This window comes from Pseudomonas sp. KUIN-1 (assembly GCF_009176725.1).
Classification (GTDB): Bacteria; Pseudomonadota; Gammaproteobacteria; order Pseudomonadales; family Pseudomonadaceae; genus Aquipseudomonas; species Aquipseudomonas fragariae.
The window spans coordinates 1839961-1859275 of record NZ_AP020337.1; the positions used below are offsets into that span (position 1 = coordinate 1839961).

Consider the following 19315-nt stretch of genomic DNA (forward strand, 5'->3'; position numbering starts at 1 on the left):
TCCATCCTCTTCTTGGTGACGTGTCTTCGCTCTGTGCTGAACGTTTCGCAGCGCGCGGTTGCTTTGCTGAACGGCTTGTGTCGGGTCAAGGTTGCCTTGCACTGGAAAAGGGGGACAAGGGGGTGAAAAAAAGGGCGAAAAATAGAGTTTTTAGGGTGATAGAGTTAAGGTTTTTATGAGACGCCTATCAGAAACATCAAGATATTGTTCTGTCGGGCGGGGCTATTAGTGTGCGGCTTAATAAGATGTCGTAAGAAATACTATAATCGCGCAAAGCGAGTGTCAGTGTGCGGGCAATGTGCCGGTATTTAAAGTCTGAGAGTTACTTAAGTTGCGTGAAGGGTGGTGCATAGTTATCATAATTTGCATGGGCTTCTCACTTGAGAGTTAGCCATTTCAAGTAGTTCATGGAGTAGAATGATGGCACTTTCATTGCGCGGTGATACGTTTGGCCATGAAAAAAGCACCGGCAGACAAAAGCTGGAATGGGAGTTCGAACAGAGTGCAAGTGAGCGGGGTGTTCATCACTATACCTATTTTTTTTATCATCACGCGCCAGCGGTACAGCAACATGGCTTTGTTCTGATCAGCGTTCCGGAGGCAGGGAAAAATAATAGTCATTGCGCAGAGCGGCAGGACGTCGCGGATGCGATTTGGGACGTTGCTTGCTCTGAGCCACTATTTACCGGTTTACTGAACAGGCCGACATCATCAAATGACCGCGGCGAAATGATCGACGCCGGTACCACCTCTGACGGGATGACGGCGTTCTACCTCGGCGAAGAGAAGGCATTCAGTTTACTGCGGTTTGCAAATAAAGAAACCGGAACAGGAAGTACGCAAGGCGAGTACAGTCTTGCGGCAGAGGTGAAGTCGCTGGTTCGTGAGTTTCATCATAAGTTGACGGGCCTGGTCATGGGCGTCAATGAGTCGGACGAAAACTTCACTATTACGGACCGTGAAAAGGAGGTGTACATATGGACAGCCATCGGCAAGACCTGTAATGAAATTGCCGTCATTCTAAATATATCCAAAAGAACGGTAGATTTTCATATTTCCAATGTCATCTCGAAGTTGGGTGTCAGAACCAAACTCCAGGCCTGCATACAACTGACCAAGATGGGAATTTTGTAAGGGGTTTTTGGAACCCATGACGACTGGGTTGAGTGGCGGGCGCCAAGGCAGTCAACGCGTTGAGTGAGCCTGGATTCTTCTTGTGCGATTCCGACACAGCGCGAGGCCGATCGGAATGCTCATTGACCCCATCTGGATGCCCGCGCGATGGCTATCGGTCATCGCCATTCGTGGTCTGCGTACCTTCTCGTGCCGACTGTTCGCACAGTGTCTGCGGTGCAGTGCCGTATGGCGAATGACGTCTGTTTTGCAGGCGATAAATACTCAGTATCTGGCGCATGACCGATTGCGTATCGCGACGACCCGAGATGATGCCACCCTTGGCCAGATTGGCTTCGGCATAGTCAGGGTCTTGCAGGAGAATGGAGTGTGCCTTGTGCAGGTTCCAGTAGGGGATGCCTGCGAACAGGTGATGGGTCAGGTGCAGGTTGTCCCCGTGCATGCCGATAAACAGCCTCTCCCACCAGGAGGGAAAACGGTTGCGGGTGATACGCAAGGCCTCCTGCTCCCTGCCGAATAATCCAAAATGTTCAGAAACTTCCGACAGCCAGCCGATGACCTGAAAGGCCGTCAGATAAGGAACGAGCCAGAACATCAAGTAACCGTACACGCCCGTGGTGGCATAGAAAAGCGAGAATAAAACAGCGTGTACCGCGATCAGTGTCAGGGCTTTGCGAGGGGATTTCAACAGTGCGCCCAACCGATGAATGACGAGGTAGCGCAGGTAGCTGAATATATTCAGAAACAGCACGGTTCTAAGCAGGTGGTTGAACATGAAGTCGAATCGATCTTCGGTCGCCTGCAGCCCGGATTCAATATAGTAACGATAGTCCGGGTCCTTGTCGGCGTCACCGAGATGATGGTGATGCATGTGCACATGCGAATGTCGATAAGCCTCGTAATCCTGAAAGATGGGTAATCCGGTCAGGTAGTGGCCAATGGCATAACTGAGGCGGCGGCTTTGGGTCAGGGTTAAATGGGCTGCTTCATGAACGAGAGAGGCAAGGGCGCGTTGCCGTGAACCGATAATCAGCACACTGAGGGGGTAAGCATACAATGACCATTGGGTAAGTGCGACAGCGGAAGCAATGACAAGAACATCCCCCGACCAACCCAATAGCCATCGCCAGTTATTCTTTTTATAAAGACACGTCAGTTCAAGTTTTAGTGCATTTGTACAGTGAAATCGTTGGACGGTCTGCATCGTTTACCTCGACAGGTTGTGCTCTGCAATGCGTTGGTAATTAGGGCGTTATATAGACTAGAGAGGGGCGGGGAGCCGCGTAAGCTGCTATTTTTTACAGGTAGACAGTTGGCGGTGGCGTGTGGTCTTTTTAAAGAAGGCAATCACCGCTAACAAAAACGGATACACCGGTTTTTTTACGAGGTTGATGTCACCTGATCAATATGTTATCCGAGGCCGTCATGAACAGTTTTGAGAAAAATAATACCGCACCGTCACGCTCTCAAGATCTCGCTATGCGGGCCGGCGCACAGCATATAACCGGTACTGAAGGGCCACTCTCCATGTCTCAGGAACAAGCCTGGTTTCTTGAGACGTTAGTACCAGAGAGTATTGCTTATAACTTTCAGGCCATGCTGAACATTCGCGGCAACCTTGATATCAACGTGCTTGAACGTGCGCTGAACAGGGTGGTTGAACGCCATCAGTCACTGTCCACTGTTTTTGATGAGGTTGACGGAGAACCACGGCAAACTATCCAGGACGCCTGGTCCGTGAACATTCCGATCGTTGACCTGTCTGCCAGCAGTGAAGCGGTACGGCAGACCTACATGAATTCTATTGTGAAAGCTGAAATTGCCCAGAAGATCGAAGTGGCGAAACTTCCGCTGATTCGCTGGGTACTGTTCAAATTCAGCGATCAGTTCCACGTATTGCTGCATATCGAACACCACCTCATTCATGACGGCTGGTCATTCCGGCTGTTTCTCAAAGAGCTGAATCATTTTTACAATGAAGAAAAGGGCCGCGCGAATCAGGAGCCCCTTGAGCCGGTGATCCAGTTCATCGATTACTGCCAATGGGAGCGCGACTGGCTGGATTCGGCTGAAGGCCGTCAAGGCCGAGACTTCTGGTACGGACGTCTTGAAACCTGGCCGGCCTACACGCATTCGCCGTTTCCGGCAGAGAAGGACGCGCAAGCCGCATTGGATTTTGTCGGAAGTTCGGTGTCGGTGCCGTTGCCGGGTAAGTTGATCAGCGCACTGCAGGCGTATGGGTCGGAAAATAAATCCACCCTGTTCGAGACCATGTTTTCGCTGTTTGCCTGCGTGGTAGCGGCGCGTTCGGGTCAGACGCAACAGCTGATAGGCACCGCCGTCGCCAACCGTGACTTGCCGGGCATCGAAAACACCATCGGTATGCTGGTCAACATGTTGCCGCTGCGCATCGACATTGATGCGAATACGTCCTGGGCGCCTCTACTGGCAGCCGTGAAAGAAGAAATCCGCACGGCTTGCCTGCAGTCGCATGTACCGTTTTCAACAATGGTTGCCGATCTGAGTCCGGATCGTGTCACTCAGCAATTGCCGTACATCCAGGTTGCTTTCAGCTTTCATAACTCCATGTCCCGCACCCTGGACTTTGCGGACATTGATGTCGAGGTGGTGGAAGGGCTGGCAAACGGTTCTGCGAAATTCGACCTCAACGTCATTTGCGTTTTCGATGACGAAGTGAACCCGGCCGCTGGTGGTCGCTTCATGCTTGAGTACTCCACCGCTGTCGCCAAAGAAGCAGATGTCAGAGCGCTGATGGCCGATTTTCTTCACCTGGCTGGCGCCTGGCTCGAGCAACCTGCAGAAAGTCTCGCCAATGTACGCAAGTCTGCTGTGCTGGCCGCGCCGTCAGGCAGTTCTTCTGTCAATCCTGGTATGGAATTCTGGAAACAATCACTCGACCTCGAAGCTTCGGGGCTTCTGCCTGACCATGCGCTTAATCGCGCAGTCAGCGGGCCGCTTGCGCGTCATGAAATCCCTCTTCCGGATGAAAGCCTTGCGCGCCTGTTTCAAGCGTGTGAGCAGCGCAACATTGAACCTGAAGCAGCGCTTTTTTCTCTCTATGCCGTGACCATGGCTCGTTATGGCGGGCATCAAACCGTCGTGGCCGGTCTGGGTACTGCTGCCGATGGACAGCGTCTGGCCATACCGTTGCCACTCAAGTTGACGCTCGCTGCGCATGACACGTTTGCCGATGTCTTCCTGCGCGCACAACAGCACTGCGAGCAGGCTCGTCACTGGCACGCATCTTCTGCCCAGGGTCTGGAACAAGCGCTTGATGACAGTGTTGCGGCCTCGGGAAGAGCGCCGCAGTCATTGATACAGTCGGTATTCTGCGACGGTGTTTCCGCGCGTGCAGAGCAGGGAGGCGCGTCGGGCAGTCTGCACTCGCCTCTCGAATTCGTCCTGGACCGTTCCAGCACAAAGGCCTCGTTGTCACTCGGCTATGCTGCTGATCTGTTCGCTCAGGAAACAGCCACTTCAATGGCCGGGCATTACGTCCAGTTGCTGGAAAAGGCCAGCGAATCACTGGACGAAACGCTGGCGCAAAGTCTATCGGCCCAGCACCAGGCTGCCATTCAGACACAGTGTGAAGGGCTTGACTCGAGCTATCCTGAAACGTCCCTGCACGCCATCGTCGAGGCCTTTGCGGCCATACAGCCCGAGGCCATCGCTGTGCGGTGCGGCGATGCAGTGCTGACGTACGCTCAGCTCAATGAATCCGCCGACAAAGTTGCTGACACATTGCTTCGCAAGGGCGTGCAGCCGGGTGACGTCGTGGGCATCTGCATGATGCGCTCCGAATTGCTGGTTGCGGCGCTGTTGGGCGTGCTCAAGGCCGGTGCATGCTACCTCTCGATCGACTGTGCATTGCCTGCAGAGCGTCGTAATTGGCTTCTGGAGGAGGCGGACGTCAAGTGGGCACTGATCGATGAGAGTGCTCCGGCTTTACGTGATGCAACCTCAACACTGTTGATAGGGCAATTGGTGAATGAGCAGGACGACCCACGCGTGTCGCCGCTGGCCAAACCTGTCATCAGCGCGGATGCTCGCTGCTATTACATGTTTACATCGGGTTCCACGGGCACTCCGAAGGCCACGGCCAGTACCCACCGCGCGGTGGTGAGTCTGGTCAAGGGTACGGACTATATCGATATCAAGGGTGACGACCGCTTCCTGTTTTTCGCGCCCCTCGCGTTCGATGCGTCGACCTTTGAAATCTGGGGCGCCTTGCTGAACGGCGCGCAGTTGGTGGTTCAGCCTGGCGAAGCCGGCGGACTGGATGACCTGGCACACACACTGGAAAATCAGCAGGTCAGTGTGCTCTGGCTGACGTCCGCATTGTTCCAGGAGATGGTCGATCAATATCCTCAGGCGATGGCTGGCGTGAGGCATGTACTGACCGGCGGTGACGTTGTTTCGCCGCAAAGCATGCGCAGTTTGCTGGCACGCTCCACCGGGACGCTCACCATCTGTTACGGCCCGACTGAAGGCACGGTCTTTACCACGGCCTACAGCATGGACAAGGTCGAACAAGTGACTGACAAACCCTTGATCGGATGGCCGATTGCACAGGCCGATGCCTACATCGTGGATGTTTTCGGGCAGCTTGCCGAGCCCGGTGTTCCAGGGGAGTTATTCATCGGCGGCACAGGGATCACCGGTGCCTACCTCAAGCGTCCGGAACTGAGCCAGGAGCGGTTTGTGACGCTGGAGCGGTTCCCCGGCAAAACACTCTTCCGCACCGGTGATCTGGCGCGCTGGACCCCGGGCCGCGGTATCGAGTTCCTTGGACGCAGTGACAGTCAGATAAAGATCCGTGGGTTGCGTATAGAACCGGGTGAGGTCGAGCAGGCGATACGTCAATTGCCGGGTGTCACAGCGTGCTCACTGATTCTGCGCACATTGAACCTGGACAAACAGCTGGTCGCCTTCGTCAGTCTGGACGGCAGCGTTGCACTGGATGAGCAACAGATTCGTGTGGCGTTGAGAGAATGCCTGCCCGACTACATGGTGCCTGCCGAAGTGCATGTGATCGAGCAACTGCCGGTCAATGCGAGCGGCAAGGTCGACAAGCGTGCCTTGCTTGAACTGGCGACTCAAAACGGCCGTGCAAGGGTTACCAGCGAGCGACCGTCGACGGCTCTGGAAAAATCCATTGCCGAGGTCTGGGCGCACATCCTCAACGTGCCGGACGTGGGTAGAAATGAAGACTTCTTCTCCATCGGCGGACACTCGTTGGCCGGTATGCGGATCATGTCGAGGCTGAGCAAGCAATTTGGCACTCGTCTGTCGCTGAATCTGCTCTTCGAGTATCCCAGCGTCGAGACGCTTGCAGGTGCTATCGAACGCTCGGCCGAGCCGTTGACGGCCTGACCGTTTTTCAGGCGCGTGGTGGGTAGCAACAGCACCCCCACGCGCTTTCTCACCTCTAAGCCTCCCAATTTACCTTCCTCGCAGCGACATCGGTCGCTGTCGAGGTGGAGATGGTCATGTCTCAAAAAAAGCCGGTCACTTCAACCACCGAGTCCGCTGTCAGGATGCCGACCCCGGCAGCCGGAGGTTTCCTGAATTTATCGCCTGCGCAAAAAAGCCTCTGGTTCATGCACCAGATGGAAGATGCCAGCGCCACGTACAATGTGCCTTTTGCGCTGCGTATTGACGGGGCACTGGATCGCGCGGCCCTCGAGCGGGCAGTGGACAGTGTCTATCAGCGCCAGAGTGCACTGCGCTATCGTTTTCCCTGTATCGATGGGCAGCCGGTGATTCGCCTTGTCGATGAGCAACTGCTGATTCGCAAGGTTGACCTGCGAGCCGAACCGGACAGCGAAGCCGCGCTGAAAGCGTTCGAGCAAAGCGAAGCGCGTTATGTTTTCGATCTTGAGCATGAAGCGCTTCTGCGCGCGACGTTGCTGCACTGTGCGACCGACGAGCATGTTCTGTTGATCAATGTTCATCACATCGTTTTCGACGGTTGGTCGATGCAGATCTTCCTCTCCGAAGTGGCCTCAGCCTATTCGGCGCTGGTGCGGGGCAGCGAGGTAAACGCGGAGCCGTTGAACTTCGACTTTGGCGATTATTTGAGTCTGAGCCCATCGAACGCTGAACGGGCTCCCGATATCGACCACTGGCAGCGGCGATTGGCCGGTGCGCCGCCGGTATTGCCATTACCGCTGGATAACAAGCGTCCGGCCGTTCAGCGTTACGCAGGCCAGCGTTGTCATTTTCAAGTGCCTGAAGCCGTCTCGGACGCGCTGAAAAACCTGGCAAGGGAGTGTCGCGTCACGCCCTATATGGTAGGGCTCGCGGCCTTTTCCGTGCTGCTGTATCGCTATACGCAAGAGGCGGATCTGGTCATCGGATCGCCGATGTCGAATCGGCAATCCTCTGACCTGGAAGGCGTGATCGGTTTCTTCGTCAATACGCTGCCAAACCGGATCGATGCATCGGGTTCTCCTTCTTTCGTCGAGTTGCTCAAAAGAGTTCGTGCCTCGGTGCTCGATACGTTCGAGCATGCCCATGTGCCCTTCGATCAGATTGTCGAGGCCATTCAGCCCCCACGTTCCCTTAGCCATGCGCCGGTGTTTCAGGTGCTGTTCGATATGGCCAACGAAGATTTTTCGGTCGAGCTGGAAAACCTGCGCACTCGTGTTTATACGCTCGACTCCTGTACCGCCAAATATGACCTGAGTCTTACCCTGGCACTGACTGCGCACGGCATGAGCGGCGCAATCGAGTATGACACCGCATTGCTGGATGAGCGCGCAGTGCAGGGGATGATCGATAGCCTGCTGATCATCATGGAGCAGGTGTCGCGCAACCCTGACGGGGCCATTGACGATTTTTCGCTATTGTCGTGCGAAGCTGTGGAGCAGGCGTTGCGCCTGGCCAATCATCAGCCCGCAGCGCCGCAGGCGCCCTTTGCACCTTTTCATCAATGGTTCAAACGCAGTGCCGCGCAATGGGGCGAGGCGGATGCGCTGGTCTATGAAAACCGTCGTTACAGCTATGCGCAACTGGATGCAGAGGCCCGGGTACTGGCGGGCCACCTGCATGCTGCCGGCGTTCGGCGTGGTGACCGGGTTGCAGTGGTGCAACGCTATGGGCCAGAGGTCATCATCGCGTTACTGGCGGTGCATCAGGTCGGGGGCATTTATGTGCCGCTGGCGATCGACGATGCCCGTCATGCTGATCTGCTCAAGGACATCGAGCCCAGACTGGTGCTCACACTGAGCGCCTGTCAGGAGCAACTGAGGGGTTATCCATGCCTTGTGCAGGATGATTTGCCGCAGGCCACCGGCACACTGCACGAGAACGAATTCGAGGGGCGCAACACACAGCCGGAAGACATCGCCTACATTATTTTTACCTCCGGTTCTACCGGGCGTCCCAAGGGCGTCAGTGTCTCCCACGGCAGTTGGGTAAGTCTGCTCCAGGCGCTGGAGCAGACTTACGGTCAGACCGAGCCAGGTGTCACCGGCATTTTGCAGATGGCCAATTTCACGTTTGACGTATTCATGAGCGATGTGGTCCGCGCGCTGGCGGTTGGCGCACGGTTGATAATGTGCCCGCGGCAGAGTCTGGCTGACCCTGAACAACTCTATGAGCTGATCACGGCTGAACGGGTGACGTTGCTCGAGTTCGTGCCGGCGGTCCTGCGGCAGATGATACGTTACCTGGAAGAGACGGGACGGCGTCTGGATACCCTGCGTACGCTGACCTGTGGCGCGGATGTCTGGTTCGTCCACGAGTATCGGAAAATGCAGACGCTGTGTGGACCGCAGACCAGGGTTGTCAGTGTTTACGGAGTCACCGAGGCAACCTGCGAAAGCGCTACGTTCGAGCCCGATGCGGGGTGGTATGACCCTGAGCGCAGCTTGCCAATCGGCGGTCCGTTGCCGAACACGTCCCTGTACCTGGTCGACGCAACGCTGAATCTGGTACCGCGCACTGTCCCCGGCGAATTGTTGATTGGTGGCGGCGCAGTGGCGTCCGGTTACATGAATCGCCCTGAACTGAACGAGAAAAGCTTCCTGACAGGTTCGTTCTCGGCCAGCGGACGGTTTTTACCTGGCGTCGGCGAGCAGCGGTTCTATCGCACCGGCGATCTGTGTCGGCACATGCGCGACGGCACCATCGAGTTTCTGGGCCGCAGTGACAACCAGGTCAAGATTCGTGGCTTCCGCATCGAGTTGGGGGAAGTCGAGAGCGTACTTGCCGACCATCCGGACGTGAATGAATGCGCGGTGGTGACCCGCCAGTCACCAGGCGCTGAGGCCGAGCTGATCGGTTATGTACAAACCCGCGCTACAGCGCAGCAACTCAATGCCTACCTTGGCGAGCGCCTGCCGGGCCACATGGTGCCGCGCCTGTTGGTGGTCCTGGCGGCACTGCCCTTGACCGCAAACGGCAAGATCGATCGCAAGAGCCTGCCGGAGCCCGACTGGACGCAGGACTCACGCGCCTATGCCGCACCGCGTAACAGTCTGGAAGAGCAGCTTGTCGAAGACTGGCAACACCTGCTCAACGTGCCGCGTGTGGGCATTGACGACAATTTTTTCGAGAGTGGCGGGCATTCTCTGCTGGTCACCCAGGTCATTGCGCAGATCAAAAAACGCTTTGGTGTGGCGCTCAGCATTGCCAACCTGTTCGAAGGGCCTACCGTCGCCCAGGTCGCCGAAAAGATTATGCTGAGTATGATCCAGATCTCCCAAGGGGCCAGTGTCGCTTCCAGGCCGGCCGCGATCGGTCGCAGCAGCGGTATCGAGCGTCAACGTCTGTCGTTTGCCCAACGCCGACTGTGGTTGACCCAGCACAGTGAACCGGGCACTGCCTACAACATGCCGGAAATATGCCGGCTGACCGGGCAACTGGATATTCCTGCGCTGGAAGGTGCATTGAATCTGCTGCTTGAGCGCCATGAAGTCTTGCGCACGCATTTCACCCGTGAGCTTGAAACGTTTGTAGACGCGCAGGGCGTCACGCAGAAAGAGCCGTTGGTTGTGACAAGCCACGCTGACAGCGCACGTGTACCGTTCAGGCTGCAAACCATCGCTCGCGAAGCGCTCACGGCTACGCTGGAGCGGGAGGTGCACACGCCGTTCGTGCTGGACAAGGAACTGCCGATACGCGCGTTGCTTCTGCAGACGGCGTCGGATGAGCATGTTCTGTGCCTGACGCTGCATCACATCGCCTACGACGGCTGGTCGAGTGCCTTGCTTCGTCAGGAGCTGGCAGTGTTCTATCGGCACTTGACGCAAGGTGAGCGCATCACACTGAGCCCACTGGAGGCTCAGTATCAGGACTATGCGGCCTGGCAACGAAATCAACTCGAAACCGGGGCCTTCACGACTCAAATCGATGCCTGGAAGGCATCGCTGCAGGACTTGCCGCCGCCTCTGGTACTGCCTGTACGTTCCAGTCCGCGAGAAGGAAATCCGTTGGCTGGCGACTACGTTGCGCTGACTCTGCCTGGCGACTGCTCGGCAAGGCTCGATCAGCTTTGCCTGCGTCTGCAATGCACGCCGGCCATGGTCATGCACGCCGCGTTCGCGCTGCTGTTGCATCGCTACACCGGGCAGGACGACATTTTGATCGGCATGCCATTCTCGGGAAGGGACCATGATGAAAGTACGAACCTGATCGGGTTTTTCGTTAACCTGCTTCCGTTACGGCTGCGTTTGCGAGGCCCTCTGCGTGTGGCGCAGGTTATCGAACAGAGTCGTCAGGCCCTGCTTGCCGCCGAGGCAAATCAGTCGGTGCCGATCGATTACCTGGCGCAAGTGCTCAACCCGCAGCGGCTGCCGGGCAAGCATCCTTTTTTCCAGGCAGGCCTGGTGGTGCAGAGTACGACGGCCGTACCGCTTAGCTTGCCGCACGTGAAATCGGAAGAAATCTCCCTGGCCTCCACTGAGGTGAAGCTGGACCTGATGCTGGAGTTGCGTGCTGTCAAAGGCGAAGGGGTGAGTGGGGTATTCAAATATCGCACGTCGCTGTTCGAGCGTTCTGTTATCTCGGGCATGGCAGGGCATTTCCAGTGTCTGCTGGAAAATATGCTGGCTAATGACGAGCAGACCGTCGCGCAGGTGAAGATGCTGTCTGCAACCGAACAGCAGAGGCTGATCAGCCAGTTCAACGATACGGCGCGCGACTTTGGCGATGGCGATGTCGTCAGCCGTTTCGAACAGCGTGTACGTCAGACTCCCCAGGCTATTGCCCTTCAGTTGCAACAACGCTGCTGGACATACGCCGAACTGGACCGGTTAGCCAACGGCATCGCCCACGCGTTGATAAAGAAGGGTGTGCAAGCCGGTGAGCACATCGGCCTGTTCACTGGACGGCATCCCTATCTGGTGGCAGGCATGCTTGGCATCCTCAAGGCGCGCTGTGCCTTTGTCCCCTTGAATCCGCAGGATTCGATGGAAGGTGCGCTGGGCTACATGATCAAAGACGCAGCATTGCACCGCGTGGTGGGTCATCGAGGCTTGGCACACGAGCTTGCCGCTCTGGGGCTGGAGACGTTGCTGGTCGACGACTTCGAAGGTGACCAGGGCGAATGGTCTGCTCCGGCCTGCCAGCGTGAGCCTCAGGATCTGGCCTATATTCTTTACACCTCTGGCTCGACCGGGCAGCCCAAGGGGGTAATGGTTTCGCAGCGCAATATCGATAACACCGCGAATGCATTTGCGCGAACACTGGAACTGACTGGTCAGTCGCGCCAGCTGCAGTACTTTTCGCCAGTCTTCGACGGGGTTTGTGGCGAGGTGTTTCCGGTACTGATCAGCGGCGCCACACTGGTATTTGCAGCCTCTGAACAGCTGCTCCCGGGGCCGGATCTGGTGACGCTTCTGCGCGAGCAACGTATCACTCATCTGCAGATCACACCGACGGCCCTGCGCTTGCTCCCCCATGCCGAGCTTGCCGAGCTGAAAGTCATCATCAGCGCCGGTGAAGCCTGTCCGGCCAACGTCGCCCAGACCTGGGCAGCCGGCAGACGTTTCCTCAATGGTTACGGTCCGACCGAAACGACGGTGTATGCATCTGCCCGGGATTACTGGGATGAACGAGGTGCCTTGGTATTGCGGCCTCTGGACAACGTCAGAATGTATGTCCTTGACCGGTATCTGAATCCTCTTCCCTGCGGTGTACCCGGCGAGCTTTACATTGGCGGGAGCGGGGTGGCACAGGGTTATCTGAATCTGGATGAGCGCACCGCGCAAGCGTTTCTTCCCGACCCATACGGCGTTTCGCCCGAGGCGCGGCTGTACCGCACTGGCGACTTTGTCGTGCGTCAGTTCAACGGAAGCCTGAGCTATGTCGGGCGTATCGATAATCAGGTCAAGATTCGCGGTTTTCGCATTGAGCTGGGCGACGTCGAAACGCGCTTGAACGCGATAGCCGGGCTGGAGCAGGCCGTCGTGGTGGTCAAACAGGATGACCAGGGGCGCAAGGCTCTGGTGGGGTATTACGTCGGCAAACCGAGCGTGGCACAGGTACGTGCAGAGCTGGCCAGGGTGCTGCCGGCACATAGTGTGCCGGAGCGTCTTGTCTGCTTGCCCGAGCTGCCGCTCAGCCGTACTGGCAAAGTCGATCGCAAGTCGCTCGAAAATCGCGTTGATCAGCGCGCTCAGGAAGGCACTGCGGTCGGGACGCCGGCGACCCTTCCTGCAGCCGTCAGGCCTGCTGGAAAACGTCTGCACAACAAGGTCAGAACGATCTGGCAGGAAGTGCTCGATTGCCAGGAAATCGATTCGGACGACAATTTTTTCGATCTCGGTGGCCACTCGTTACGCATCGTCGAGATGCAAAAACGTTTGAGCGAGCTTTTGCAGGCGCCCGTGGCCATGACAGACCTTTTCGAATACCCGACGCTGCGTGGTCTGGTCGCTCACCTGGAACGCTTGCATGGGCCGCTGCCGGAGGTTCGCCAAGCCAGCGAGGCATCACCTGCCATTGATCCAGGGAATCGCACGCTGGCGGTCGTCGGCATGGCCGGGCGCTTTCCGGGCGCCGCTGACCTGAGCGAGTTCTGGCAGAACATCACCGAAGGGGTGGAGTCGACTCTTTACTTCAGTGATGAGGTCATGCTCGCGCATGGCGTAAACCCTGATCTGCTGGAGCGTGCCGATTTCGTCAAGTGTGGCAATCGTCTCGAGGACGTCGACAAGTTCGATGCCGAGTTCTTCGGCTTTTCACCGCGTGAAGCACAGCTGATGGATCCTCAGCAGCGCATCTTTCTTCAATGCGCGTGGGCCGCGATGGAAGCCGCCGGTTACGGCGGCGCTCTGAACGATTTGCGTGTGGGCGTATTTGCAAGCGCGAGCACCAGCCATTACCTGCTCGATCACGTTTACCCGAGGCGCCAGGAGCTGCAACTGGAGAACATCCAGTGGTTGTTGGGTAATGGCCGCGATTTCATGGCTTCGCGTGTGGCTTACAAACTCAATCTCGCGGGACCTGCGATTACCGTCGAAACGGCTTGCTCCTCGTCACTGGTGGCGGTCCAGATGGCCTGCGAAAGCTTGCTGCGAGGCGAGTCGGATATGGTGATCGTCGGCGGTGCTTCGGTCGAAGCTCAATACTACGGTTACCAGGCGGCACCGGGCAGCATCATTTCCGTTGATGGCCATTGCCGGCCGTTCGATGCCCAGGCCAGTGGCACCACTGGCGGCAGCGGTTGTGCAGTGTTGGTCCTCAAACTGGCTGACAGGGCAATCGAAGATCGCGACCATATTCATGCCTTGATCAAGGGCGGGGCGATCAATAACGATGGCTCCAGTAAGGTCAGTTACACCGCGCCCAGTGTTCATGGGCAGGCCCAGGTGGTGAGCGCTGCACTCGATGCAGCGAATATCAGCGCAGATTCCATTGGTTACGTCGAGGCGCATGGCACCGGCACTCGTCTGGGTGACCCGGTAGAAGTCCGTGCGCTGACGCAGGCCTATACCAGCGCTTTGCCACATTTCACGCCGGGCTTTTGTGCCCTTGGTTCGTTGAAGAGCAACATCGGTCATCTTGATGCGGCCTCAGGCATCGCCGGGCTGGTCAAAGCCATACTTGCCGTGCAACACAACGTGCTGCCTGCAAGCCTGAACTTCACGCGGGCCAATCCCGAAATCGATTTCAGCGACAGCCCGTTTTATGTCAACACGACCTCCAGGCCGTGGCCGGCAGCGGCCTCGCCACGTCGGGCAGGCGTCAGCTCCTTCGGCATCGGCGGGACCAATGCGCATGTCATTGTCGAGGAACCTCCTCAACCGTCGGTACGCCCGCATGACGATAGCGAACGCTGGTACATACTGCCGTTCTCTGCACGCTCCGCAGCAGCGCTGGATCATCAGCGTCGGCAACTGATCACCTGTCTGCAGAATCCCGCAGCCGATCTACGCGATATCGCCTTCACGCTGGGAGAGGGTCGTACACGTTTTGCCTTCAGGGACAGCGTCGTCAGCCAGAGTATTGCCGGAGCCTTGCACGCGCTGCAGGCGCCTTCGTCCACAGCGCTAATGGAACGCAGGCAGGACCGTCCGATCGTGTTCATGTTCTCCGGGCAGGGCAGCCAGTACGCGGGAATGTTCAAGGGCCTCTACGACAGTGAGGCAGTATTTCGGCAGACAGTTGACCGCTGTGCAGTCATATTGCAGCGTTATGGCGTCGACATTCTGGCCTGTCTGTACCCGCCAGCGGGTAGCAAAACAGGCGACGCCCTGAGCCGGACGGAGATCGCGCAGCCGGCACTTTTTGTGGTCGAGTACGCGTGCGCGCTGTTGTTGCAAAGCCGCGGTATCCACCCGCAGGCGCTCATAGGCCATAGCCTTGGGGAGCTGGTGGCTGCCTGTTTTGCCGGGGTCTACAGTGTTGAAGACAGCTTGAAACTGGTTGTCGAGCGGGGCCGCCTGATGCAACGTCAAGCGCCCGGTGCGATGCTTGCCGTTGGCCTCTCGGAAGCAGACTGCGCGCGTTTTCTGGAGCCCGGCGTGGAGCTGGCTGCCGTCAATGGGCCGCTGCAATGTGTCCTGGCGGGTGATTTTGAAGCCATTGCGCGGGTCGAGCGACAACTGGCCGAGGAAGGGCTCGTAGGGCGTGTACTGGATACCTCGCACGCTTTTCATTCCCGCATGATGGCTCCAGCTGCGCACGCGTTGAAGGCCGTTGTTAACGGGTTCTCTGTTCAGCCCCCGACTATCGCGCTCGTGTCCAACCACAACGGTGGTTGGTTCTCGATCGATTCGAGCAGCCAGAGTGATTATTGGGCGTCTCATCTGCTGGAAACCGTGCGCTTTTCTGACGGTATCGGGCTGCTTGCCGACGAACTGGAAGAGCCGATTTTTCTCGAAGTCGGCCCGGGCCGTGCTCTTCAGAGTGCACTGAAATCCTATGCTGAGCCCTTGTGCGTGCTTGGTTGCACTCGGCATGCACGGGACAGCCGGTCGGACGAGGCGGCATTGGCGCAAGGCATCGCGTCATTGTGGAGGCAGGGGGCAAGTTTCGGTTGGGCGCAGGCCACAGGGTGTACAGACGGCGCACGCGTGCCGCTGCCGACCTATCCGTTCGCGCGGGACAGCCACTGGATCGAGGCTGCCGGGACGGCTTCTTCAGCGCAGCACGAGGCACCGTTGTTCCTGCATTGGCAGCGTATGCATGGTAATCGCCGGCAGTTCCGGTTGAGCCTTTCGCCGCAACTCTGGCTGGTGGACGAACACCGGGTTTTCGAAGGAAGGCCAGTGCTTTCCGGCACCGGATGCGTCGAACTGGTGCGCAATGCCTATGCGCGTATGGAAGGTGTCGAGTCGATCGAGCTGAGTGATGTTTACTTCCCGACACCTCTGGTTCTGGAAGATGAGCAGGCCTCGCAACGCGTGCTGATTACGTTCAAGGATCACGCCGAGAGCACCGAGTTTTTCCTCGAGTCGGTATCGGACGAGGGTAACGGTCCGCAGCAGCGCACGATGCTGCACGCCCAGGGCTTCATCAAGCGCCACGACCGGGAGCGTTCCGTACCCACAGCGTTGATGCAGCTTCAGGCCGACCATGCTGACTGTCTTGCCGATGAAGTCGAACATGCGGCATTGAACACGCGTCTCGGCTTGTTCGGGCCTCGCTGGAAGTGCTTTCGTTCTATCTGGCTTAGTGAGGATGAGGGGTTGGCGCTCCTGGAACTCGATCAGGCGTTTGCCGCTGATGTTGAGCACTTTGCGCTGCATCCGGCGTTGCTCGACATGGCGACTGGTTTTCTCTCGATCATGGAAAACCGCGCCCGCAGATTGCCGTTCCATTACCAGCGCCTGACTATTCATGCACCACTGCGCTCCCGGCTTTACAGCCATGCACGGCGGGTTCGCAGTAATGTTTATGATGTGCAGATGTTCGAAGTCGACAGCGACGGCGGAGTCGGGGCGCTGCTGGCCGAGGTGACAGGCTTCACTTTGCGCGAGGAGCGAGTGGCATCGGAAGCACAGCGCACTGAGCCCCTGGACTGGTGCCAGGCGCCTGCATGGCGCCCGGCATTGCCGCCGAGGAGCGACTCGCCATTACAAGGGCCCTGGCTGGTTGTGATGCGCGGCGTTGCAGCCGATAACAGCATGCTTTTCTCGCTGCCGCCGGACAGTGTCTGCATAGCAGATGCCGGTGATTCCGGCACTGCGGTCGCGACAATTGCTCGCGGCGATGCTCAGGCGTATGAGCAGCTGTTCAATACACTGGCGGCGCAAGATGCCTTGCCGAGTCAGATCATTTACATGGCTGGTCAGGCGCAACCGACGCACGGCGAACACGCTGCCATTGGGCTGTTTACCGATCTTATGTCGCTGGTACAGGCGTACATCCCTCATGCCGCAAACACCACTGTGTTGTCACTGGTGACCGAAGGTGCCTGCCAGGTGGATGACGATGAGCCGGTCAACAGCTGTGTAGCGACCTTGTCTGGCGTGGTTCGCACACTTGCGTGGGAGCTGCCACAGATTCAGTGCCGTCATTTCGATCTGCCGCTTGCCAATGCGGCGGAGAACGAGACGCTGCTGCTTCAGGCACTCCAGCACATCGATCCAGACCAGGCATCGCCGCTTGCTTCGACCCTGGCGTTGCGCAAACAGACGTTCCATGAGCCTTGCCTGCGAGCGCTGCAAGTCTCGCCACCTTCGCAGCCGTTCGAGGAGGGCGGGACCTACGTGGTTACCGGTGGTCTGGGCGGCATGGGGCTTGCGCTGGCCAGTCATCTGGCTGCGAAGGCAAAAGCCGTCACGTTAGTCCTGATGTCCCGTTCTGCGACAGTCACGGATGAGGTCGGGCAAGCGCTGCAGGCGTTAGAACAGCAGGGCGCGCGGATTCAACACATGGCGGTCGATTGCGCTGATCGCGAGGCTTTCACTGCAGCGCTGCACCAGGTCAGACTTCAGCATGGACGTATCTCTGGAGCCATACACGCGGCAGGCGTGCAAGCCAGCGGTCTCATTCAACTGAGCCAGGCAACTGCATGGGCACAGGTCATGGGCAGCAAGGTAGTCGGCACCGATGTGCTGATAGAGGTTTTGCGCCAGGAACCTGTCGATTTCATATTCCTGTGTTCGTCGTTGGCGTCGGTGCTGGGTGGTCTGGGCCAGGCGGATTACGCCGCCGCCAACGCTTACCTGGATGCTCGGGCGCAGGCGTGTCGTCAGGAGGGCATACCTGTGGTTTCGCTCAACTGGGATGCATGGGCGCAGGCAGGTATGCGTGTTGCCTATGACAGGGCACACCCCGAGCAGGCGCCGATTGACGATGTGCGCGGGCTGACCAACGCAGAAGGTTGCCAGTTGTTCGAGCTGGCCCTGGCGCAGAACACGGCTCAGGTCATCGTGAGCAAGGCGCAGGATCTGCAACAACTGATCGAGCAACTGCAGCGCGGCGGCGCGACATCGGCTGGCCGTGCAACGCCGCTGTTCGACTCCGGGGCCGAGCGTGTTGCGCCACGCAATGCGGTGGAACAGGAAGTCGCGCAGTTGTGGCAAGAGCTGCTAGGCGGCGATATGCCGGGTGTGCTGGATAACTTCTTCGATCTGGGCGGGCACTCGCTGTTGGGCTCCCAGCTTATTTCGCGAATTCGTTCGCGCTTTCAGCAGTGCCTGACGTTGGCCGAGTTTCTCGATGAGCCGACCATCGAGCGAATCGCCCGTTCATTGGGCAGTGGCGCCGACGATACGCCCATCGATGCCGATGAAGCCGCCGTCCGCTACTGTCTGGTGCCGGTGCAGCGAAACGGCGAGGGGAGACCATTCTTCTGTCTGCCGGGCATGGGGGGCAACGTCAATCAAGTGCTTGGGTTGGCCAAGGCCATGGGTACGCAGCGGCCTTTTTACGGTCTGCAATGCCTTGGGCTCGATGGCAAGGCTGAGCCTCACCTCAGCGTCGAGGATATGGCCGAACACTATATTCGCTGCATGAAATCGGTTCAGGCGCACGGGCCGTATCTGTTGGGCGGGCATTCACTTGGCGGAAAAGTAGCGTATGAAATCGCCAGGCGTCTCGAAGCGCGTGGCGACCAGGTGGGCTTGCTGGCGCTGTTCGACTCGGCGGCACCTCCCTATACGCAAATGCAGGTGCCCACTGATGCTCAGGTACTGGGTTCGCTGCTGAGTATCTTCGGGCATTACTTCGACAAGCCGATCAAGCTTAGCCGCGAGGAGTTGCAGGCGCTCGAGCATCTGGATGATGAGGAAAAGATCCGCTACCTGAAAGACACACTGGAAAGTCACGGGTTGCTGGATGCGCGTGGCGATGAGGGAAGCATCCGGGGGCTGTTCAACGTGTACAAGGCTGCTGCCGCATTCGGTATGCGCTATGACCCGCCCAAAGTTGCGCTTGATGCCTCGCTGGTGCTGTTTCGCGCGGTCGACTCGATGCCCTCCGGCATCAACCTGCCCGAGATCCGCGACACGGATGCCTGGGGCTGGGAGTCGTTCAGTGCGGCGAAGGTAAGAACGGTCGATGTCTCGGGAGACCACTTTACCTGCCTGTCCGTCCACGCCCGGCAAATTGCCGATGTATTGATCGAGCAACTCGCCGAGTGTGATCGATAACCCGTTCTTTGCAGAACATGGCGAGCAGGCTCAGCGCCTGCTCGCCTACATTAATCAGTCTGAGGTTTACATATGCCTGGAGGTTACTCAAAAGGTGACACCCGTCCACC

At 58.0% G+C, this 19315-nt stretch carries 4 protein-coding genes; 3 read left to right on the top strand and 1 reads right to left on the bottom strand.

The window, feature by feature from the left end; all coding sequences use genetic code 11:
• Positions 1-417: 417 nt before the first annotated feature.
• The gene (locus KUIN1_RS27830; protein WP_011267185.1) at positions 418-1134 is read left to right on the top strand and encodes a LuxR C-terminal-related transcriptional regulator; all 717 of its coding nucleotides are present in this window, start codon (positions 418-420) and stop codon (positions 1132-1134) included.
• Between the two features lie 151 nt (positions 1135-1285).
• Here the strand turns inward: KUIN1_RS27830 and gntB are convergent, their stop codons facing one another.
• Positions 1286-2338 (bottom strand): guanitoxin biosynthesis L-arginine gamma (S) hydroxylase, encoded by a 1053-nt coding sequence (gene gntB, locus KUIN1_RS08855; protein ID WP_011267186.1) that lies wholly within the window; start codon positions 2336-2338, stop codon positions 1286-1288.
• A gap of 323 nt (positions 2339-2661) precedes the next feature.
• On the opposite strand from gntB, the gene KUIN1_RS08860 reads away from it, so the two are divergent.
• Positions 2662-6528: a non-ribosomal peptide synthetase gene (locus KUIN1_RS08860; protein WP_232060020.1), complete on the top strand. Its 3867-nt coding sequence runs from the start codon at positions 2662-2664 to the stop codon at positions 6526-6528.
• A gap of 116 nt (positions 6529-6644) precedes the next feature.
• Positions 6645-19205 (top strand): hybrid non-ribosomal peptide synthetase/type I polyketide synthase, encoded by a 12561-nt coding sequence (locus tag KUIN1_RS08865; RefSeq protein ID WP_116892685.1) that lies wholly within the window; start codon positions 6645-6647, stop codon positions 19203-19205.
• The last annotated feature ends 110 nt before the right edge of the window (positions 19206-19315 follow it).

Excerpts from the sequence above, each read along its gene's own strand:
- gntB (WP_011267186.1), bottom strand. The coding sequence starts at position 2,338 with ATGCAGACCGTCCAACGATTTCACTGTACAAATGCACTAAAACTTGAA.
- KUIN1_RS08865 (WP_116892685.1), top strand. The coding sequence starts at position 6,645 with ATGTCTCAAAAAAAGCCGGTCACTTCAACCACCGAGTCCGCTGTCAGG.
- KUIN1_RS08860 (WP_232060020.1), top strand. The coding sequence starts at position 2,662 with ATGTCTCAGGAACAAGCCTGGTTTCTTGAGACGTTAGTACCAGAGAGT.
- KUIN1_RS27830 (WP_011267185.1), top strand. The coding sequence starts at position 418 with ATGATGGCACTTTCATTGCGCGGTGATACGTTTGGCCATGAAAAAAGC.